Below are 19497 nucleotides of genomic sequence, written 5' to 3'. Positions count from 1 at the left end.
CCCGCTCCTCCCGGGCCCCGCCCCGCCCTGCCGCGCCCCGTCAGTCGGCCACGATGCGTACCGCGCCCGGGATGTACTCCCGCTGCCGGATCACCCGGAACCAGCCCTGCGGCAGCGGTATCGCCGCGTGCTCCTCGTGCACCACCCGGCCGCCCTGCGGCAGATGCAGCAGCATCGGGCCGAAGGGGCCGCCCTCCCGGACCAGGCGGCCCGGTCCCCGCACCGCGTGCGCGTGCCCGGTGACCTCGCCGAGGGCGAGCACCAGCCGCCCCCGGGCGTCCCGCTCGTCCCCCGCGGCCTCCACCGCATGTGCCGGAACGGCCTCCTCCGCGACGGGCACGATCAGCACGTCCCCCTGCCGGTACATGGCACTCCCCCTCCCCGCCGGCCCCCGCGGACCGGTCATGAGTACGACGCTAAGCGCCGGGTCTGACAACGGCGCGGGACCGGCCGCGGCCACCTGTGGACGGCGGTGTCGGTGCCGCTTGGTAGAACTGGTGTCGCACCGTCGGAACCGGCCACACCAGGAGCGCGGCATGACCATCTCGGAACACCTCGGCGAGTTCGGCGGCCTGCCTGCCTTCGACTTCCCCGAGCCCGACACCGCGGCGCAGCTCCCCGCGGCGGATTCCGTGGCCTGGCGGATCTCCGCCGAGGTCTACGACAGCGAGGAGGACTGGCAGCAGGTCTTCGCCCGCTTCACCGAGGCCGTGGACACCCGGCAGGTCCGCGCGGTGATCGTCGGCGGCTGGGACGAGGCGTACGACACCTCCAACGCCGCGGTGATCGAGGCGCTGGTGAAGGCGGCGGGTGATTTCCCGGCGCTGCGGGCGCTGTTCGTCGGCGACGTCACGTACGAGCAGTGCGAGATCTCCTGGCTGAACCAGTCGGATGTGACCCCGCTGCTGGACGCCTATCCCGCGCTGGAGGAGCTGGGCGTACGCGGCGGTGAGGGCCTGGTCCTGCGCCCGGTGGAGCACCGGGCGCTGCGCGTCCTGCGGATCGAGACCGGCGGCCTGTCGCGGGAGGTCGTGCGCGCCGTCGCCGCCTGCGAGCTGCCCGCGCTGGACGATCTCGACATCTGGCTGGGCACCTCCTGGTACGGCGCGGACACCGATGTCTCCGACCTGGAGCCGATCCTGACCGGGGTACGGCTGCCGGCGCTGCGCCGCCTCGCCCTGCGCAACAGCGAGATCCAGAACGAGATCGCCGCCGCGCTGGCCGGCGCGCCCGTCGTGGCCCGGCTCAAGGTGCTGGACCTGTCGATGGGGACGCTCGGGGACGAGGGTGTCACGGCCCTGCTGGAGGGCCAGCCCCTCACCCATCTGGACAAGCTCGACCTGCACCACCACTTCCTCAGCCCGCCGTTCGAGGAACGCCTCGTCGCGGCGCTCTCGCCGTACGGCGTCGAGGTGGACCTCTCGGACCGCAACGTGGACAAGGGCGGGGCCCGGGACCGCTACACCGCGGTGGCGGAATGAGCGCTGCCCCGCTCGCGGTCGTCGGCAATCCGGCGGGCCGGCGCGTGACGCTCTTCCAGGAGGCCGTGCGCGCCCGCGGGCTGCCGCCCGCCCGGGTGGTGGCCTGGCGCGAGGTCCTGGACGGCGGGGCCGTGTTCCACGCCGGGGAGACCGTACGGATCGACTCGCCCGGGGAGGATCCCGAGGTCGAGCGGCTGCTGCGCGGGGTGTCCGATCCCACCCGGGTGGAAGGGACGGGGCGCTGGTACCGCCGGTTCACCGAAGCCGTCGACGCGGTGGCGGGCGCCGTCGCGGAGGCCGGGGGCCGGCTGCTCACCGGCCCGGCGGACCTCCGCGTCCTCTTCGACAAGCGGCGCTGCCACCAGGTGCTGGAGCGGGCCGGGCTGCCGGTGCCGCCCTCGCCGACCTCCGGGCCCGCCGCGCCGCCGGTGCGCGGCTGGGCGGACGTACGGGAGCTGCTGGCGCGGCCGGGGCTGCGCCGGATGTTCGTCAAGCTCGCCCACGGGTCCTCCGCCTCCGGGGTACTGGCCCTGGAGTCGGGCCCCGGCGGCCGGGTCCGGGCGACCACCTCCGTGGAGCGCCTGCCCTCCGGCGCCCTGCACAACTCGCTCCACGTGCGCCGGTACGAGGACGAGCGGGTGATCGGCGCCGTGGTCGACGCGCTCGCCCCGGACGGACTGCATGTGGAGCGCTGGCTGCCCAAGGCGTCCCAGCGGGGCCGCTCGGCCGACCTGCGCGTGGTGACCGTCGCGGGCCGGGCCACGCATGCCGTGGTCCGCACCGCGCCCGGCCCGATGACGAACCTGCACCTCGGCGGCGCCCGCGGCGACCTCGACGCGGCGGTCGCCGCCGTCGGCGCGGCGGGCGGCAGCTGGGAGCACGACGCCCTCGCCGTCTGCGAGCGGGCCGCGGCGGCGTTCCCGGCCACCCTGTGCGTCGGCGTGGACCTGCTGCCCGCCACCGGCTGGCGCCGGTTCGCCGTCGGCGAGGTCAACGCCTTCGGCGACCTCCTGCCCGGTCTGACCGGGCTCCCCGGCACGACCGCCGCCGGACTCGACACCTATGCGGCCCAACTGGACGCCGTACTCCCATCCGCCCGACAGGACCCCCATGCACCACGCGCCACATGCCCCCGCCCCTGACATGCCTGATATGAACGAGGTCGTCGGCCGCGACGACCTGCTGCTCGTCACCCTCGACACCCTCCGCCACGACGTCGCCGCCCAGCTGGCGGCCGAGGGCCGCATCCCGCACCTCGCCGCGCATCTGCCCGGCGGCACCTGGGAGCGCCGGCACGCGCCGGGCAACTTCACGTACGCCTCCCACCAGGCGATGTTCGCCGGGTTCCTGCCGACGCCCGCCCCGCCGGGACCGCACCCGCGGCTGTTCGCCGCCCGGTTCGCGGGCAGCGAGACCACGGCCGGACCGACCTGGGTGTTCGACACCCCGGACCTGGTGTCGGGGCTGGCCGGGGCCGGGTACCGGACCGTGTGCGTGGGCGGTGTCGGCTTCTTCAACCGGCAGGGCGCGCTGGGCTCCGTACTGCCGGGGCTCTTCCAGGAGAGCCACTGGGAGCCGGAGTTCGGGGTGGCGTCCCCGAACTCCTTCGAGGCGCAGGTGGCGTGTGCCGAGCGGGTGGTGGCCGGGCTTCCGGCCGAGCGGCGGCTGTTCCTGTTCCTGAACGTCTCGGCGATGCACCAGCCCAACTGGTTCCACCTGGAGGGCGCGACGGCCGACGCGGGCGACTCGTGGGAGTCCCACGCGGCCGCCCTGGAGTATGTGGACCGGCACATCGGCCGGCTCTTCGACGCGATGCGCTCACGGCGCCGCTGCTTCGCCGTCGTCTGCTCCGACCACGGCACCACCTACGGGGACGACGGATACACGGGTCACCGGCTCGCGCACGAGGCGGTCTGGACGGTTCCGTACGCGCAGTTCTTCCTCGAACCGCGGACGGCGGCGGCGCAGGCGCAGGCGCAGGCGCAGGCAGAGGTGAGTGCCCGATGACGACCGTGACAGCCCCTGCCGTCCGCCCGTACGAGCACTACGTCTACGCCTATCCGCACAAGACGGCCTACCGCGCCCTGCCGCAGCGGCCCGCGCTGCGCGAGCTGTGGGCCGGGCAGGCGAAGGACGCCCTCTCCCTCTACCTGCACATACCGTTCTGCGAGGTCCGCTGCGGTTTCTGCAACCTCTTCACCCGGATCGGCGCCCCCGAGGGCCTGACCACCGCCTACCTCGACGCGCTGGAGCGGCAGGCCGGAGCGGTGCGCGAAGCGCTCAGCGGCCCCGGCGGGACGGAGCCGCGCTACGCGGCGGCGGCCTTCGGCGGCGGTACCCCGACCTTCCTGACCGCCGCCGAGCTGGAACGTCTCTGCGACATCGCCGAGAAGACCGCGGGAGCCGATCTGCGGGCCGTCCCGCTGTCGGTGGAGGCGTCCCCGTCCACGGCCACCGCGGACCGGCTCGCCGTGCTCGCCGACCGGGGCGCGACCCGGCTGAGCCTGGGCGTGCAGAGCTTCGTGCCCGAGGAGGCGCGTGCCGCGGTCCGCCCGCAGAAGCGCGCGGAGGTGGAGGCGGCGCTGGGCCGTGTCCGGGACGCGCGCATACCCGTACTGAACATCGACCTGATCTACGGCATCGACGGCCAGACCGAGGAGAGCTGGCGGTACTCCCTCGACGCCGCCCTCGCCTGGCGCCCGGAGGAGCTGTACCTCTACCCGCTGTACGTGCGTCCGCTGACGGGCCTGGGCCGCCGCCCCGACGAGCCCGCCGCGGCCTGGGACGAGCAGCGGCTGCGGCTGTACCGCGCGGGCCGCGACCATCTGCTGGCCGCCGGGTACGAGCAGGTGTCGATGCGGATGTTCCGCCTCCCGGACGCCCCCGCCTCGGCCGCGGACGACTACGCCTGCCAGACCGACGGCATGGTGGGACTGGGCTGCGGAGCCCGCTCCTACACCTCCGAGCTGCACTACTCCTTCGACTACGCCGTGGACATGCGGGAGATCCGCGGGATCGTCGACGACTACGTGGCCCGGCCGCGGGCGGACTTCGCCCGCGCCGAGTACGGCCGCTGGATCGACGGGGACGAGGCGAGGCGCCGCCACCTCATGCAGTCGCTGCTCCAGGCGGCGGGCCTGCCGGTGGCCGAGTACCGGGAGCGGTTCGGCAGCCTCCCCCGGGAGGACTTCCCGGCGGAGCTGGCCGGTTTCGAGGCCCGCGGCTGGACGGAGGAGCGGGCCGGGCTGCTGCGGCTCACCCCCGAGGGCCTGGCGCATTCGGACGCGGTGGGTCCGGCGCTGTTCTCGCCGGAGGTGCGCGCCGCGATGGCCGCGTACGAGCGCAAGTGACGCCCGGGGACGCGGCAGCGGCGGCGGACGGCATGGACCTGACCCTGCTGTACCGGGGCCCGCTGGCCTCCTGCGACTACGACTGCCCCTACTGCCCCTTCGCCAAGCGGCGGGACAGCCGGGCGCAGCTGGTGGCGGACCGGGCGGCGCTGGAGCGGTTCGCGGGGTGGGCCGCGGCGAACACCGGGGACCGGCTGTCGGTGCTGTTCACGCCGTGGGGCGAGGGGCTGGTGCGTTCCTGGTACCGGCGCACGCTGGTGGAGCTGTCGCACCTCCCGCACATACGGCGGGTCGCGATCCAGACCAATCTGAGCTGCCGCACCGGCTGGACCGCCGAGGCGGACCGGGACAAGCTGGCGCTCTGGTGCACCTACCACCCGGGGCAGACGCCGTTCGACCGGTTCCTGGCCCGCTGCGGGGAGCTGGCCGAGGGCGGGATCCGCTACAGCGTGGGCGTCGTCGGGCTGCCCGAGCACCTGGCGGAGGCACGGCGGCTGCGGGCCGCGCTGCCGCCGGAGGTGTACCTGTGGATCAACGCCGCCGAGGGCCGTACGTATACCGACGCCGAGGCCGCGGAGTGGGCCGCGCTGGACCCCCTCTTCGGGTACAGCCGCCATCCGCACCGCTCGGCCGGGCTGCCCTGCAGGACGGGCGAGTCGGTGATCTCGGTGGACGGCGAGGGGACGGTGCGCCGCTGCCACTTCGTGAAGGCGGAGCTGGGCAATCTCTACGACGGCTCCTACCGCGCGGCCCTGCGCCCGCGCGCCTGCCCGCTGGCGGTGTGCGACTGCCATATCGGCTATGTCCATCTGGAGACGCTGCCGCTGTACGACGTCTTCGCGGGCGGCGTCCTCGAACGGATCCCGGCCCCCGGTCCGGCTTGGGCCCGCTGACCGGCCGGGGCGGGCCGGGCGGGCATCGCGTACGGGCACCGTGTGCGGGTGGCGGTGGGGCGGGGGACAGTGGAGGGAGGAGGTGGGGTATGTCCGGGTATCGGCTGCATGACGGGGCCGCGCTGGTGGCGGCGCTCGTGGCGCCCTTTCTCGTCGCGCTCGCGCTCGTGCCCTTCCGGGCCGGCCTCACCGCCGCGAACGCCGCGCTGGTGATGGTCGTCGTGGTGGTGGCCGTGGCCGCCTCCGGGACCCGGTCCGCCGGGGCGCTGGCCGCGCTGTCCGCGGCCGCCTGGTACGACTTCTTCCTCATCGAGCCCTACCAGCGCTTCACCATCGCCGACGGCGGTGACCTGGGGACCTCGGTCCTGCTGCTGGCCGTCGGCCTGATCGTGTCGCAGCTGGCGGTGCGGGCCCGGCGGATGCGGGCGGTGGCCGTGTCCGGGTCGGCCCACCTGACCACCCTGCGGGCCGCGACGCGCTTCGCGGAGGACTCCGAGTCGCCGGAGGCGCTGGTCGAGCACGTACGCCGGGAGCTGGTCGGGCTGCTCGGCCTGCGCGGCTGCCGCTTCGAGGCGGGCCCGGCGACCGCGCACCGGCCGCGGATGCAGCACGACGGCGGGCTCTGGCTGGACGACGGGGGCCGGCTCGTCGAGTACGTCACCTGGCCCGACGGCGAGACCGAGCTGCCCGTCGTGGGGGCGGGCCGCTCCCGGGGCCGCTTCCTGCTCGACGCCCACCCCGACCGTCCGCTGCCGCCGGAGGAGTCCCGCCTGGTCGCGGTCGCTCTCGCGGCGCTGGCCGGGACCGCGCTGGGCTCGGCGGGACTGCCGTCCCGGCAGGGCTGAGCCTCAGCGCCGGCCACCGCCCGCGTGGTGAGGTTGTCCACAGGTTCGGGCGGACGGCACGGGCGTGTCGGCGGGGGCCGATAGGCTTCGTGAATGGCCCTACCGGACACTTCACCCGACATCTCCGACGCTCTGCAGGTCCTGCACCGCGTGTTCGGATACAGCTCCTTCCGCGGCGAGCAGCAGGAGATCATCGAGCAGGTCGTCGGCGGCGGCGACGCCCTCGTCCTGATGCCGACCGGTGGCGGCAAGTCGCTGTGCTACCAGATCCCGGCGCTGGTCAGAGAGGGCACGGGAGTCGTGATCTCCCCGCTGATCGCGCTGATGCAGGACCAGGTGAACGCGCTGACCGCGCTCGGCGTGCGGGCCGGATTCCTCAATTCCACCCAGGATCCGTACGAGCGGCAGGCCGTCGAGCAGGCGTTCCTCGCCGACGAGCTGGATCTGCTCTACCTGGCCCCCGAGCGGCTGCGCACCGAGAGCGCCCAGCGGCTGCTGGACCGGGGCAAGGTGTCGCTCTTCGCGATCGACGAGGCGCACTGCGTGGCCCAGTGGGGCCACGACTTCCGGCCGGACTACCTGGCCCTGTCGATGCTGCACGACCGCTGGCCGAAGGTCCCGAGGATCGCGCTGACCGCGACGGCCACCCGGGCCACGCATGCCGAGATCGTGACGCGGCTCGGCCTGGAGGAGGCCCGGCAGTTCGTCGCGAGCTTCGACCGGCCGAACATCCAGTACCGCATCGTCCCCAAGGACAACCCGGCCAAGCAGGTGCTGGAGCTGATCCGCACCGAGCACCCCGGGGACGCGGGCGTCGTCTACTGCCTCTCGCGCGCCTCGGTGGAGAAGACCGCCGCCTTCCTGGCGGAGCAGGGCATCGACGCCGTGCCGTACCACGCGGGGATGGACGCCCGGACGCGCGCGGAGAACCAGGCGCGCTTCCTGCGGGAGGACGGGGTGGTGGTCGTCGCCACGATCGCCTTCGGCATGGGCATCGACAAGCCCGATGTGCGCTTCGTCGCCCATCTCGACCTCCCGAAGTCCGTCGAGGGCTACTACCAGGAGACCGGCCGTGCCGGGCGCGACGGCGAGCCGGCCACCGCCTGGCTGGCGTACGGACTGCAGGACGTGGTCCAGCAGCGCAAGCTGATCGACGGCTCCGAGGGGGACGAGGCGCACCGCCGCTCGCTGGGCATGCACCTGGACGCGATGCTCGCGCTGTGCGAGACGGTCGACTGCCGCCGGGTGCGCCTGCTGGAGTACTTCGGGCAGGCGGGCACCCCCTGCGGCAACTGCGACACCTGCCTGACCCCGGCCGAGTCCTGGGACGGCACGGTCCCCGCGCAGAAGCTGCTGTCCACGGTGTGGCGGCTGGCGAAGGAGCGGCGGCAGAAGTTCGGGGCCGGCCAGATCATCGACATCCTCCAGGGCAAGAAGACGGCCAAGGTCATCCAGTTCGACCACGACGGGCTGTCGGTGTTCGGGGTCGGCGCGGACCTGGGGACCGCGGAGTGGCGGGGTGTCGTACGGCAGTTGCTGGCGCAGCGGCTGCTGGCGGTGGAGGGCGACTACGGCACGCTGGTGCTGACGGACGAGAGCGGCGAGGTGCTGGGCGGGCGCCGCAGCGTCCCGATGCGGAAGGAGAAGGCGCCTGCCGCCCGCAAGGAGTCCGGCTCGCGTTCCGGCAAGGGCTCCAAGGTGCCGGTCGACCTGCCGGCGGCGGCCGAGCCCGTCTTCCTGGCGCTGCGCGCCTGGCGGGCCGGGACGGCCAAGGAGCAGGGCGTACCGGCGTATGTCGTCTTCCACGACGCGACGCTGCGGGAGATCGCGACGCGGCTGCCCGGCACGGTGGAGGAGCTGGGCACCATCGGCGGTGTCGGCGAGGCCAAGCTGGCCAAGTACGCGCAGGGGGTCCTCGACACGCTGGCGGAGTGCGGTGGCGGCTCGGCGGCTCCGGCGGCGGTGCCCGCGCCCGGCTCGGCCCCCGCCTCCGCGACCGGGTCCGCGCCCTCGCCCGCGGCCGGATCCGCCGCTTCCGCCTCCGCCCCGGCCGCGGAGGCCGGCGTACCGGATGACGAGGAGCCGCCCTTCGACCCGGAGGAGATGCCGCCGCCGCCCTGGGACGACTGGCGGTAGAGGTCCGTAGGAGCGGCTTCGGGGACCATCGTCCGATCGCGGGCGGTGGTCCCCGAACCATGGGGGCGGATGGGGCCAGTGGTTTCCGATACGAATGCCGCTCCCCCGGAAACACGGGCCTTCGTAGAATCCACTCAACATCTGCTTGACCGATGAACCCACCGCGACGTAACTTCAAGCGCACCCACTCGTGAGCTGCCTGAAGGAGGCGAAACCGGATGTCCACCCTCTCCGGCTCGATTCGCCTCGCCCACCAGGTCGCCTGGGCCCCGGGTCGTGTGGCGCACGGCTGCTGAGCAGCCGTCCCTTCTCCACCTTCCCCTCCTGCCGGAGTGCCGCGTCGAGGCCCCGGAACCTTCTTCTCTCTGTACCGTTTACGGCACGCCGTCGCGTGCCGATGCGTTCGCGCGCGGGCCCCGGGTGCCGCGACCGCCGAAAGAGAAAGCTTCAAAAAATGGCGACCAGTTTGGCGACCAGTACAGTCATGGCGACCGCGCGCGGAAATGAGGGCGCGTCATGGTAGCGGCACGGATCACGGTCAACGGGCGAGAAACCCCGATTTCCCCGGCGGCACCGCACACCACGGTGCTGGATTTCCTCCGCGAGCGCGGCCTCACCGGTACCAAGGAGGGCTGCGCGGAGGGTGAATGCGGGGCCTGTTCGGTCCTCGTGGCCCGTCCCGGCGTGCACAGCCCCACCGACTGGGTGGCGGTCAACGCCTGCCTGGTGCCCGTCGCGGCACTCGACGGCCAGGAGGTCGTCACCTCCGAGGGCCTGGCCACCGGCGGGGGCGCCACGCCGGTCGCGCTGCATCCCGTACAGCAGGAGATGGCTGTCCGCGGCGGCTCCCAATGCGGCTACTGCACACCGGGGTTCATCTGCAGCATGGCCGCCGAGTACTACCGGCCCGACCGGTGCGCGCACGCCGGTTCCGAGGCCGCGTCCGCGGAGACCGCCGAGGCCGCCGAGACCGACGCCGAGCACGGCCCCAACGGCTTCGACCTGCACGCCCTCAGCGGCAACCTCTGCCGCTGCACCGGCTACCGTCCCATCCGCGACGCCGCGTTCGCCGTCGGCGCGCCCGCCGAGGACGACGCGCTGGCGCGGCGCCGCGAGCAGTCCCCGCCGGAGCCGGCCGCCACCGCGTACGCGCAGGACGACGCCGAGTTCCTGCGCCCGGCCACCCTCGCCGAGGCGACCGCACTGCTGCGCGAGCGCCCCGGTGCGGTGGTCGTCGCGGGCAGCACCGACTGGGGCGTGGAGGTGAACATCCGCTCCCGCCGCGAGGGTTGTGTGATCGCCGTCGACCGGCTGCCCGAACTGCGGGTGCTGCGCACCGCGTCCGACCACATCGAGATCGGCGCGGCCCAGACCCTCACCGAGATCGAGCGCCGCCTCGACGGCGACGTCCCGCTGCTGGCGCAGCTGTTCCCGCAGTTCGCCTCCCGGCTGATCCGCAACAGCGCGACCCTCGGCGGCAATCTGGGCACCGGCTCCCCCATCGGCGACAGCCCGCCGGTGCTGCTCGCGCTGGAGGCGTCGCTCGTGCTGGCCGATGCCGACGGCGAGCGGGAGGTCCCCCTCGCGGACTACTTCACCGGCTACCGGCAGAGCGTACGCCGCCCCGGTGAGCTGATCCGCGCGGTGCGGATCCCGCTGCCGCTGTCGCCGGTCACGGCCTTCCACAAGATCGCCAAGCGGCGCTTCGACGACATCTCCAGCGTCGCGGTCGCCTTCGCCCTCGACATCGCGGACGGCACGGTCCGCAAGGCCCGTATCGGCCTGGGCGGCGTGGCCGCCACCCCGATCCGCGCACTCGCCGCCGAGGCGGCACTGGAGGGCCGGCCCTGGACGGCGGAGACCGTGGAGGCGGCGGCCCGCATCCTGCGGGCCCAGGGCACGCCGATGAACGACCACCGGGCCAGCGCCGAGTACCGCTCCGCGATGCTCGGCCAGAGCCTGCTCAAGCTGTACGCACAGACCACCGAGGCGGTGTCGTCATGAGCCAACTGTCCGAGCGGCCCGAGAAGCCCGTGGTGGGCGTCGCCCTGCCGCACGAGAGCGCCACGCTGCACGTCACGGGTGCGGCCCTGTACACCGACGACCTGGTGCACCGCACCAAGGACGTACTGCACGCCTACCCGGTGCAGGTGATGAAGGCCCGCGGCCGGATCACCGCGCTGCGCACCGGTCCCGCGCTGGCCGTGCCCGGGGTGGTGCGGGTGCTGACCGTCGCCGACGTACCGGGTGTCAACGACGCCGGTATGAAGCACGACGAACCGCTCTTCCCCGACGAGGTGATGTTCCACGGCCACGCGGTGGCCTGGGTGCTCGGCGAGACCCTGGAGGCGGCCCGGCTGGGCGCCGAGGCGGTGGAGGTGGAGCTGGAGGAGCTGCCCTCGCTGATCACCCTGCGGGAGGCGATCGCGGCGGAGAGCTTCCACGGGGCGCGGCCCGTGATGGAGACCGGAGATCCCGACGCGGGCTTCCAGGATTCGGCGCACGTGTTCAGCGGCGAGTTCCAGTTCTCCGACCAGGAGCACTTCTACCTGGAGACGCACGCCGCGCTGGCGCTCGTCGACGAGAACGGGCAGCTGTTCATCCAGAGCAGCACCCAGCACCCCTCGGAGACCCAGGAGATCGTCGCGCACGTCCTCGGGCTGCACAGCCACGAGGTGACCGTGCAGTGCCTGCGGATGGGCGGCGGCTTCGGCGGCAAGGAGATGCAGCCGCACGGCTTCGCGGCCGTCGCCGCGCTCGGCGCCCGGCTGACGGGCCGCCCGGTCCGGGTACGGCTCAACCGCACGCAGGACCTCACCATGTCGGGCAAGCGGCACGGCTTCCACGCGTCCTGGCGGATCGGCTTCGACGCGGAGGGCCGTATCCAGGCCCTGGACGCCACACTCACGGCGGACGGCGGCTGGAGCCTGGACCTGTCGGAGCCGGTGGTGGCGCGCGCCCTGTGCCACATCGACAACACGTACTGGATCCCCCACGCCCGCGTCACCGGCCGTATCGCCAAGACCAACAAGGTCTCGAACACGGCCTTCCGCGGCTTCGGCGGCCCCCAGGGCATGCTGGTGATGGAGGACATCCTCGGCCGCTGCGCGCCCCTGCTCGGCCTGGACCCGATGGAGCTGCGCGAGCGCAATTTCTACCGGCCGGGCCAGGGCCAGACCACGCCGTACGGGCAGCCCGTCACCCAGGCCGAGCGGATCTCCGCCGTCTGGCAGCAGGTGAAGGAGGACGCCGGGATCGCCGCGCGCCGGCAGGAGATCGCGGCCTTCAACACCGCGCACCCGCACACCAAGCGGGGGCTGGCGCTGACCGGTATCAAATTCGGCATCTCCTTCAACCTGACCGCCTTCAACCAGGCCGGCGCGCTGGTGCTGATCTACAAGGACGGCTCGGTCCTGATCACGCACGGCGGCACGGAGATGGGCCAGGGCCTGCACACCAAGATGCTCCAGGTGGCCGCGACCACGCTCGGGATCCCGCTGCCCAAGGTCCGGCTGGCGCCGACGCGGACCGACAAGGTGCCCAACACCTCGGCGACCGCGGCGAGTTCCGGGGCCGACCTGAACGGCGCGGCCGTGAAGAACGCCTGCGAGCAGCTGCGTACTAGGCTGCTCCAGGTGGCCGCCTCGCAGCTCGGGGCGAACGCCGCGGACGTGCGCATCGTGGAGGGCGTCGCCCGGGTGCTGGGCAGTGACAAGGAGCTGGCCTGGGACGATCTGGTGCGGACGGCGTACTTCCAGCGGGTGCAGCTGTCGGCGGCCGGTTTCTACCGCACCGAGGGGCTGCACTGGGACGCGAAGTCCTTCCGGGGCTCGCCGTTCAAGTACTTCTCCTACGGCGCGGCCGCCTGCGAGGTGGAGGTGGACGGCTTCACCGGCGCCTACCGCATCCGGCGCGTGGACATCGTGCACGACGTCGGCGACAGCCTGTCCCCGCTGATCGACATCGGCCAGGTCGAGGGCGGTTTTGTGCAGGGCGCGGGCTGGCTGACGCTGGAGGACATGCGCTGGGACAGCGGCGACGGCCCGCACCGGGGGCGGCTGCTGACGCAGGCGGCGAGCACCTACAAGCTGCCCAGCTTCTCGGAGATGCCCGAGGAGTTCCATGTGACGCTGATGCAGAACGCCACGGAGGAGGGGGCGGTCTTCGGGTCCAAGGCGGTCGGTGAGCCCCCGCTGATGCTGGCCTTCTCGGTACGGGAGGCCCTGCGGCAGGCCGCGGCGGAGTTCGGGCCGGCGGGCGTCAGCCTGGAGCTGGGCGCCCCCGCGACGCCGGAGGCCGTGTTCTGGGCCATCGAGGCGGCCCGGGACGCCCGTCCGAAGCCGGGCGAGGGCGAAGGCGAGGGCGACGGCGGGTCGTCCACGGACACGGACACGCCCGCGCTGAGCCATGCCTGACATGACGTGGGTGGCCGCGGTCGCGCGGTTGCGGGCACACCGGGAACCCGGGGTGCTCGTGACCGTCGCGACCGTACGCGGCCACGCGCCCCGCAAGGCGGGCGCCAAGCTCGTCGTGGGGCGGACCGAGACCTGGGGCTCCATCGGCGGCGGCAATATCGAGGCCGTCGCCATCGACCGGGCGCGCGAGCTGAACGGCGCGGCCGACCCGGAGCCGGAACTGATGGAGTTCGCCCTGAACGACAAGGTCACCGGCAAGCACGGCGTGCAGTGCTGCGGCGGGGCGGTGACCGTCCTCCTCGAACCGCTGCCGGTGGTCCAGGCGGTGGCGGTCTTCGGCGTCGGGCATGTCGGGCTGGAGCTGGCGCGCATCCTGGCCCGGCACAATCTCGACCTGCACCTGACGGACAGCCGTCCCGACATGCTCACCGAGGAACGCCTCGGCGTGCTGGCGGACCCGGTGGCGCAGGTCCACGTCCACCACACCCCGCTGCTCCCGGAGACGGTGCTCGCCGAACTCCCGCGTGGCGCCCACGTCCTGATCATGACCCACGACCACGCGGAGGACGCGGCCCTGTGCGACGCCGCCCTGCGCACCCCGGGACTGGGCTCGATCGGCCTGATCGGCTCCTCGGCGAAGTGGACCCGCTTCCGCCACCGCCTGGCCACGGAGGGCGGCCACGACGCCGCCACCATCGACCGCGTCAAGACCCCGATCGGCATCGAGGACATCACCGGAAAGGAACCCGCCGTCATCGCGGTGAGCGTAGCGGCAGACCTCCTCCGCACCTTCGAGCAAACGACCGCCCGCTAGCGCATCGGGTAGGCCGGGGCCTCCGTCAGGAGGAGTTGGAGTTGTTCGGCGACCCGGGGTGCCTCGCGGACCGGGGTGGGGAAGGGGAGGCGGAGGTCGCGTTGGTTGCGGGGGTACTCGCAGCGCAGCGTGATGCCGTGGCGGTCGAGGGCGAGGGGGAGGACGCGGACGGCGCCGCGGAGGAGCCAGGGGTCGACGAGGCGGGCGAGGCGGGTGATCGAGTCCTGGTGGGCGTCGGCCAGGTGGGTCAGGAGGGAGCCCTCGTCCACGGCCAGCGGGTCCGGTTCGGCGAGGACCAGTTCGTCCAGGCCGACGGACGCCGCCGTTTCGCGCGTGGCGAGGGTGACGCGGGCGGTGTCGAGGCGGACTTCGAGGTCGTCCGCCGTGGCCGCCGCGGCTCCGGAGCGGGTGAGCCAGCCCGAGAGGGTGACGCGGGCGCGCACCCGGTCGCGTACGGAGACGGGGGCGATGTCGGTGAACTCCACCAGCGCGGCCAGGGCCCCGCGCGGCGCGCAGGTCACATGCGCCGCCGGGAGGCTGTCGGCCGGAAGCCGCAGCCGGACCTGGCCCCGGGAGTCCACCGAGTGCAGGCCGACCAGGTCGTAGCGGAGGCCGTTCGTGGTGACGGTCAGCGACACCGCGCGGGCCAGTACGGAACGGGCCTGTTCGGCGAGGGTCGCCTCGGCTGCGGGCAGGGCGGCAGCGGTCGTCATCAGAACCTCCGATTAGGTAAGGCTTGCCTAAGCTAACCGATGGGAGGGTGCCGTGGCCACCCCGGGGCCCTCCCTTTGCCGCCGCGCTGACATGATCCGTTCCTGATCACCCCAGGCCGGGGCGGCCCCTGACGCCGTGTCGGCCCCGCGCGAGGAGCCGCAGTATGACGTCCGCCACCCCCGCTCCCCCGCCGTACGTCGTCCCCTGCGGGGAGCCCGGCGGCGGTGCGGGGGCCCCGTACGCCCTCGTCGGCGCCGACGGCCGACTGGTACGGGCGCCCGGGCTGAGCGCGGTCGGGGCCTTCCACCCCGACGGGCAGGGCGGGTACGTCGCCCCCGCCGCCGACCGGGACGGCCGGTGCGGCTACCTCGACCACCGGGGTGTCTGGCTGGCCGCGCCCGAACTGGCCTACACCGAGGCGTTCGGCGCGGACGGGCTCTCCCGGTTCCAGGCGGAGGGCGGCCTCTGGGGCTTCGCCGGCACGGACGGCGTGCCCGTCGTACCGGCGGCCCTGGCGGAGGCCGCCCCCTTCCGGCACGGCCTGGCCGCCGCCCGGACCGAGGACGGCATGGGCCACCTCGACACCGCGGGCCGTTTTGCCATCCGGCCCCGGTACGCCGCGGCCGGCGCCTTCGCGCCGAACGGGCTCGCCCCGGTGCGGACGGCGGAGAACGGCCTGTGCGGGTACATCGACCGTACGGGCCGCACCGCGATCGAGCCGCGCTTCGACGGCGCGCGGCCCTTCGGGCCCGGCGGCACGGCGCCCGTACGGGTGGGCGAGCTGTGGGGGCTGGTCGACGGGGCGGGCGGCTGGGTGGTCGAGCCCTGCTTCGCGATGCTCGAACCCTTCCAGGACAACGGCCTCGCCTTCGTCCTCGGCGGTACGCACGGCGCCCGCTTCCGCGGCTATGTGAACGCCCGCGGCGAGGTGGTGATCAGGGCGCGCGACCGCCTCTCGCAGCAGTTCCGGTGCGGGCTGGTCCGCTTCGACGACGGCTCCGGGCACGGCTACCACGACGCCACCGGGGAGGAGGTCATCGAGCCGGAGTACGAGTGGGCGGAGGACTTCGACACCGCCGGGGCGGCGGTGGCCCACTACCTCGAACCGCTCGACGAGGAGGGCTCCGAGGAGGCCCGCGCGGCGGCGGCCGCGCGCCCCAGCGGCCGGGCCTGGGGCGTCCTGCGCGCCGACGGCCGCTTCCTCCCCGTCGACCACCTGGAACCGCTGACCGACGCCGGGGGCTGGATCCTCGGCTTCGGCTACGGGACGGGGCTGGCCGCCTTCGTCACGCGCGACGGCGCGGTGGCCCATGTGGACCGCGAGGGCCGGGACCTCTGCTGGGTCGAGGCCGCCGCGGACGGTACCGCGCTGCGGCTGGTGGACCCGGCGGGGGCGGTGCTGTGGGAGACCACCGGTCCTGCGGGCAGCTTCGCGCGCGTGGAGCCCGCGCACTGCCCCGAGGCCCGCTCCTACCTGGTCGGCCGCCCCGGAGCGGCCGGCGTGGCCGAGGTGGCCGACGTGACCGACATCGCGGACGGGCTCCTCGCCGCCGAGCCCCGCCCCTTCGAGCCCTGCTCACTGCTCTTCGAGTCCCGCGAGGACCCGTACGCACCCACCGGGCCGGAAGACGCGGACCCCGACGACGACGGCACCTCCTTCGGAGCCATGGCCGTCCTCGCGCGGACCTTCCTGTCCGCCGAGCACCAGCGCGAGTTCCCCTTCCTCCAGGACTGGGCCGTGGAGCGGTTCGGGGAGATCGAGGCCGAGGCCGTCGGGCGCCTCACCGCCCGCTTCGGCGCCCCGCTGCCCGGAGCCGGGCCGATCCTCCGCTCCGGGGACGGCGAGTCGTCCACCGTGTGGCAGGCGGGCCCCGGCGCACGACGCCTCGTCCTCCAGTCCTACTTCCTCGTCGGAGACGGCGACGTCGAAATCCAGCTCTGGCTGGCCGCCGTGGACCCCGCCGGCTGATCACCGTCTCCCGCCCGGCGCCGCGCCCGGGAGCGGGCAGCGGGCGGTGTCAGCGAGCCGTATGAACCGCACCGGTCGTCGTCAAGAACCCGTCAGGGGCGGGCCGCAGGGGCTCGGTGGCGGGGATAGCTTGCGAGAGCCGCCCCGGACCGCCTCCCCGCGACCGGGCCCGGCTTCTGCTTCTGCTTCTGCCGCGTGTTCACGGCTGCCCCAGGAGGGCCCATGTGCCTGTTCCAGTACGACGACGATCCCGAGCCCGAGGAACCCGTCCCGGCCGGACTCCTCCATGTCCCTGTCCGGCCGGGAACCGCGCAGGTGGTGGTGCGCCTGTTCCGCACCCCACTGGGCGCGCGGACCGCCGTCGGCTTCACCGACGCCGGCCGGCTGGCCGCCACGCTCGGCGCCGGGCAGCCGTGGATCCGGCTCTCCGAGCCCGCGCTGCGGGCCCTCGCCGAACCGCTCGGGGCGAGCCTGCTGACCGTCGACCCGACGTTCTCCGCTCCCGCCGTCACCGGCCCCACGCCCCCAGGGTCACCCGCGACGGACACCGCTCCGGCCGGACGACGGCCCGTCACCTCGGCCCCGAACGCGTGAAGGAGGGGAACGCACGATGACCACAGCGACCACCGCGACCACCACCGACGCCTCCACCACGGAGTCCGGCACCCGCGACCTCTCCGTCTGGCCCGCCTCCACGACCCGCCTCCCGCACGGCGGCCTCGCCGTCGGCGGGGTGGACCTCGCGGACGTGGCGGAACGTTTCGACACCCCCGTCTACGTCTTGGACGAGGGCGAGGTCCGGGAACGCTGCCGGACCTACCGCGACGCCTTCCCCGACGGCGAAGTCCTCTACGCCGCCAAGGCGTTCCTCTCCCGCGCCATGGTCCGCTGGGTACGGGAGGAGGGCCTGGGCCTGGACGTCTGCTCGGCCGGGGAGTTGGAACTGGCCGTCACGGCCGGATTCCCGCCCGAGCGGATCGTGCTGCACGGCAACGCCAAGTCCCCCCGCGACCTGGCGAGCGCGCTGCGCCTCGGGGTGGGGCGGATCGTCATCGACAGCCCGTCGGAGATCGCCCGGATCGCCGCCGCCGTCGGCCCCGAGGGCCGCCAGAAGGTGATGGTGCGGGTGGTGCCGGGGGTGTCCGCCGGAGGCCACGACAAGATCCGTACCGGTACGGAGGACCAGAAGTTCGGCCTGTCCGTCACCGACGGCTCCGCCCAGCACGCCATCGCGCGCGTCCTGGCCCAGCCGCAGCTGGAGCTGACGGGCCTGCACTGCCACATCGGCTCGCAGATCACCTCCGTGAAGCCGTACCTGACGGCGCTGCGCCGGATGGTCGGGCTGATGGCGCGCGTCCGCGACACCTACGGCGTGGTGCTGCCCGAGCTGGACCTCGGCGGCGGCCACGGCATCGCCTACCGGCCGGGCGAGCCGGCGCTCGACGTCACCGCGCTCGCGCGCAGGCTGCGCGGTGCGCTGGCCGAGAGCTGCGCCGCCGCCGGGATGCTGCCTGTACCGCGCCTGGTCGTGGAGCCCGGGCGGGCCGTCAGCGGTCCGGCGGGGGTGGCCGTCTACCGGGTGCTCGCCGTCAAGCACACCGGGGACACGGTGTTCGTGGCCGTGGACGGCGGGATGAGCGACAACCCCCGGCCCGCCCTGTACGGCGTCCGGTACGCGCCCCGGCTGATCGGCCGCTCCCCGGCGGCGGCCCTCCGTACGGCCACGGTCGTCGGGCGGCACTGCGAGGCGGGCGATGTGCTGGCCGCCGGGGTGGAACTGCCCGGGGACGTGCGGCCCGGTGACCTGATCGCCGTACCGGTGGCGGGGGCGTACCAGCTGTCCATGGCCTCGGGCTACAACATGGTGGGGCGGCCCGCGCTGGTCGCCGTCCGCGAGGGGGCGGTACGGCTGCTGGTGCGCCGGGAGACCCTGGAGGACCTGCGCCTGCGCGACATCGGGGCGTAGCCGGGCGGCGCCGACGGTACGAGGGCCGACGGTACGGGACCCGACGACGCGGGACCCGATGGCGCGGACCCCGCGCCCGCGAGCCTACGGCCGGTAGACGAGGTCGATCAGCGTCGCGGCGATGAAGGACCAGACACCGATGCCGAGCAGCCAGAGCAGGTCGAGGGCCGAGCCCGTCAGGATGAGGGCCAGGCCGGCCGCTCCGAGGGCCAGCACGGTGCGGCGTACGGGGCGGTCGGGCCCCCAGGTGGCAGTCACCCCCGCAGGATCCCGCCGGTTCCCCGCTCGCGCGAGGGACCGGCGGGAATCCTTGCGTTTCCTCTACGGGGCGACCGTACGGCCGCGGGCGCCCGGTGCGGGTCAGACGCGGCAGGTGACCTCGAAGGGGACGCGGTTCGAGGTGGTGCGTACGGGGTCGCGGATCTCCACGCCGATGCGGCTGTCCAGCGTCCCGGCCTTGGCGTAGGCGGTGAGCCGTACGGTGTCCTGGGCCGGGGCGGTCCCGGGGCCGCCGAGGGTCAGCACGCGCCAGTGCGGGTCGACCACCGATCCGTCGTCGGACACCCAGCGGTAGGACACCCGGCCGGGCCCGGAGGCGGTGAAGGTCGCCGTGAAGGTGGGGGCCAGGCTGTCCGGTGGTGGGCAGGACCCCGCGTACGTCGTGTGGGTGCCCGACACCACCACCCGTACAGCGGTTGCCTCGGGCGAGGTGGCCGCCACGGGCACCGGCTCGGTGCCGTCCCGGCCGAAGGCGGCGTCATGGCCCACGAAGGCGTAGCCCAGGCCGGCGGCCAGTACGGCGAGCACCGCGCCCCCGGCCAGCAGCGCGCCCCGCGCACGGCGCCTGCGGCGGGGGGCGGGAGGCGCGGTGGCGCGCAGCGCCGCGGCCGGGGCGGGGGCCGGGGGGGGGGGGG

The 19497-nt window shown here is 74.1% G+C and carries 16 protein-coding genes and 1 pseudogene; 13 read left to right on the top strand and 4 right to left on the bottom strand.

Features of this window, described 5'->3' with window-relative positions:
- Window positions 1-40: 40 nt before the first annotated feature.
- The gene (locus ABZ873_RS25590; RefSeq protein ID WP_360876148.1) at window positions 41-367 is read right to left on the bottom strand and encodes a hypothetical protein; all 327 of its coding nucleotides are present in this window, start codon (window positions 365-367) and stop codon (window positions 41-43) included.
- A 169-nt stretch (window positions 368-536) separates the two neighbouring features.
- On the opposite strand from ABZ873_RS25590, the gene ABZ873_RS25585 reads away from it, so the two are divergent.
- The 10 genes from ABZ873_RS25585 (at window position 537) to xdhC (ending at window position 13934) form a co-directional block, all read left to right on the top strand.
- Window positions 537-1481: an STM4015 family protein gene (locus tag ABZ873_RS25585; RefSeq protein WP_360876146.1), complete on the top strand. Its 945-nt coding sequence runs from the start codon at window positions 537-539 to the stop codon at window positions 1479-1481.
- On the top strand, window positions 1478-2623 hold the full coding sequence (locus ABZ873_RS25580) for an STM4014 family protein (RefSeq protein WP_360876144.1): 1146 nt from the start codon (window positions 1478-1480) through the stop codon (window positions 2621-2623). Before ABZ873_RS25585 ends, ABZ873_RS25580 begins: the two co-directional genes overlap by 4 nt.
- Window positions 2624-2633: 10 nt before the next feature.
- On the top strand, window positions 2634-3488 hold the full coding sequence (locus ABZ873_RS25575; protein WP_360876142.1) for an STM4013/SEN3800 family hydrolase: 855 nt from the start codon (window positions 2634-2636) through the stop codon (window positions 3486-3488).
- Window positions 3485-4831, top strand: a complete 1347-nt coding sequence (locus ABZ873_RS25570; protein WP_360876140.1) for an STM4012 family radical SAM protein — start codon at window positions 3485-3487, stop codon at window positions 4829-4831. Before ABZ873_RS25575 ends, ABZ873_RS25570 begins: the two co-directional genes overlap by 4 nt.
- 32 nt (window positions 4832-4863) lie before the next feature.
- Entirely contained in the window at window positions 4864-5724 is an 861-nt protein-coding gene (locus ABZ873_RS25565; protein WP_360876177.1) for an STM4011 family radical SAM protein, read from the top strand.
- A gap of 89 nt (window positions 5725-5813) precedes the next feature.
- Entirely contained in the window at window positions 5814-6569 is a 756-nt protein-coding gene (locus ABZ873_RS25560) for a DUF4118 domain-containing protein (protein WP_360876138.1), read from the top strand.
- Between the two features lie 93 nt (window positions 6570-6662).
- Window positions 6663-8705: a DNA helicase RecQ gene (gene recQ, locus ABZ873_RS25555; protein WP_360876136.1), complete on the top strand. Its 2043-nt coding sequence runs from the start codon at window positions 6663-6665 to the stop codon at window positions 8703-8705.
- 516 nt (window positions 8706-9221) lie between these two features.
- Window positions 9222-10709 carry an FAD binding domain-containing protein gene (locus ABZ873_RS25550; RefSeq protein ID WP_360876134.1) on the top strand — a complete coding sequence of 496 codons (1488 nt, stop codon included), beginning with the start codon at window positions 9222-9224 and terminating at the stop codon, window positions 10707-10709.
- Window positions 10706-13120 (top strand): xanthine dehydrogenase molybdopterin binding subunit, encoded by a 2415-nt coding sequence (gene xdhB / locus ABZ873_RS25545; RefSeq protein WP_360876132.1) that lies wholly within the window; start codon window positions 10706-10708, stop codon window positions 13118-13120. The genes ABZ873_RS25550 and xdhB overlap by 4 nt, the downstream gene beginning before the upstream one ends.
- Window position 13121: 1 nt before the next feature.
- Entirely contained in the window at window positions 13122-13934 is an 813-nt protein-coding gene (gene xdhC, locus ABZ873_RS25540; RefSeq protein WP_360876175.1) for a xanthine dehydrogenase accessory protein XdhC, read from the top strand.
- Here the strand turns inward: xdhC and ABZ873_RS25535 are convergent.
- Window positions 13931-14647 (bottom strand): DUF2470 domain-containing protein, encoded by a 717-nt coding sequence (locus tag ABZ873_RS25535; RefSeq protein ID WP_360876130.1) that lies wholly within the window; start codon window positions 14645-14647, stop codon window positions 13931-13933. The two genes, xdhC and ABZ873_RS25535, sit on opposite strands and share 4 nt — an antisense overlap.
- A 164-nt stretch (window positions 14648-14811) precedes the next feature.
- On the opposite strand from ABZ873_RS25535, the gene ABZ873_RS25530 reads away from it, so the two are divergent.
- The 3 genes from ABZ873_RS25530 (at window position 14812) to lysA (ending at window position 18583) form a co-directional block, all read left to right on the top strand.
- Window positions 14812-16617 carry a WG repeat-containing protein gene (locus ABZ873_RS25530; RefSeq protein ID WP_360876128.1) on the top strand — a complete coding sequence of 602 codons (1806 nt, stop codon included), beginning with the start codon at window positions 14812-14814 and terminating at the stop codon, window positions 16615-16617.
- Between the two features lie 222 nt (window positions 16618-16839).
- Window positions 16840-17211, top strand: a complete 372-nt coding sequence (locus tag ABZ873_RS25525; protein WP_360876126.1) for an SAV_915 family protein — start codon at window positions 16840-16842, stop codon at window positions 17209-17211.
- A gap of 16 nt (window positions 17212-17227) precedes the next feature.
- Complete coding sequence (gene lysA / locus ABZ873_RS25520; RefSeq protein WP_360876124.1) at window positions 17228-18583, top strand: diaminopimelate decarboxylase; 1356 nt, start codon at window positions 17228-17230, stop codon at window positions 18581-18583.
- 84 nt (window positions 18584-18667) lie between these two features.
- Here lysA and ABZ873_RS25515 read toward each other — a convergent pair whose 3' ends face one another.
- Both ABZ873_RS25515 and ABZ873_RS25510 read right to left on the bottom strand, forming a co-directional pair.
- Window positions 18668-18841 carry a hypothetical protein gene (locus ABZ873_RS25515; RefSeq protein WP_360876122.1) on the bottom strand — a complete coding sequence of 58 codons (174 nt, stop codon included), beginning with the start codon at window positions 18839-18841 and terminating at the stop codon, window positions 18668-18670.
- Between the two features lie 102 nt (window positions 18842-18943).
- Window positions 18944-19497, bottom strand: a pseudogene (locus tag ABZ873_RS25510) (serine/threonine protein kinase); the annotation flags it as partial.

It is taken from the genome of Streptomyces sp. NPDC047014 (genome assembly GCF_040644195.1).
Taxonomy (GTDB): domain Bacteria; phylum Actinomycetota; class Actinomycetes; order Streptomycetales; family Streptomycetaceae; genus Streptomyces.
Note: the sequence above shows the minus strand (reverse complement) of the source record. Positions and strands in the feature narration are given on the sequence as shown.

Excerpts from the sequence above, each read along its gene's own strand:
- ABZ873_RS25590 (WP_360876148.1), bottom strand. The coding sequence starts at position 367 with ATGTACCGGCAGGGGGACGTGCTGATCGTGCCCGTCGCGGAGGAGGCC.
- ABZ873_RS25585 (WP_360876146.1), top strand. The coding sequence starts at position 537 with ATGACCATCTCGGAACACCTCGGCGAGTTCGGCGGCCTGCCTGCCTTC.
- ABZ873_RS25580 (WP_360876144.1), top strand. The coding sequence starts at position 1,478 with ATGAGCGCTGCCCCGCTCGCGGTCGTCGGCAATCCGGCGGGCCGGCGC.
- ABZ873_RS25575 (WP_360876142.1), top strand. The coding sequence starts at position 2,634 with ATGAACGAGGTCGTCGGCCGCGACGACCTGCTGCTCGTCACCCTCGAC.
- ABZ873_RS25570 (WP_360876140.1), top strand. The coding sequence starts at position 3,485 with ATGACGACCGTGACAGCCCCTGCCGTCCGCCCGTACGAGCACTACGTC.
- ABZ873_RS25565 (WP_360876177.1), top strand. The coding sequence starts at position 4,864 with ATGGACCTGACCCTGCTGTACCGGGGCCCGCTGGCCTCCTGCGACTAC.
- ABZ873_RS25560 (WP_360876138.1), top strand. The coding sequence starts at position 5,814 with ATGTCCGGGTATCGGCTGCATGACGGGGCCGCGCTGGTGGCGGCGCTC.
- recQ (WP_360876136.1), top strand. The coding sequence starts at position 6,663 with ATGGCCCTACCGGACACTTCACCCGACATCTCCGACGCTCTGCAGGTC.
- ABZ873_RS25550 (WP_360876134.1), top strand. The coding sequence starts at position 9,222 with ATGGTAGCGGCACGGATCACGGTCAACGGGCGAGAAACCCCGATTTCC.
- xdhB (WP_360876132.1), top strand. The coding sequence starts at position 10,706 with ATGAGCCAACTGTCCGAGCGGCCCGAGAAGCCCGTGGTGGGCGTCGCC.
- xdhC (WP_360876175.1), top strand. The coding sequence starts at position 13,122 with ATGACGTGGGTGGCCGCGGTCGCGCGGTTGCGGGCACACCGGGAACCC.
- ABZ873_RS25535 (WP_360876130.1), bottom strand. The coding sequence starts at position 14,647 with ATGACGACCGCTGCCGCCCTGCCCGCAGCCGAGGCGACCCTCGCCGAA.
- ABZ873_RS25530 (WP_360876128.1), top strand. The coding sequence starts at position 14,812 with ATGACGTCCGCCACCCCCGCTCCCCCGCCGTACGTCGTCCCCTGCGGG.
- ABZ873_RS25525 (WP_360876126.1), top strand. The coding sequence starts at position 16,840 with ATGTGCCTGTTCCAGTACGACGACGATCCCGAGCCCGAGGAACCCGTC.
- lysA (WP_360876124.1), top strand. The coding sequence starts at position 17,228 with ATGACCACAGCGACCACCGCGACCACCACCGACGCCTCCACCACGGAG.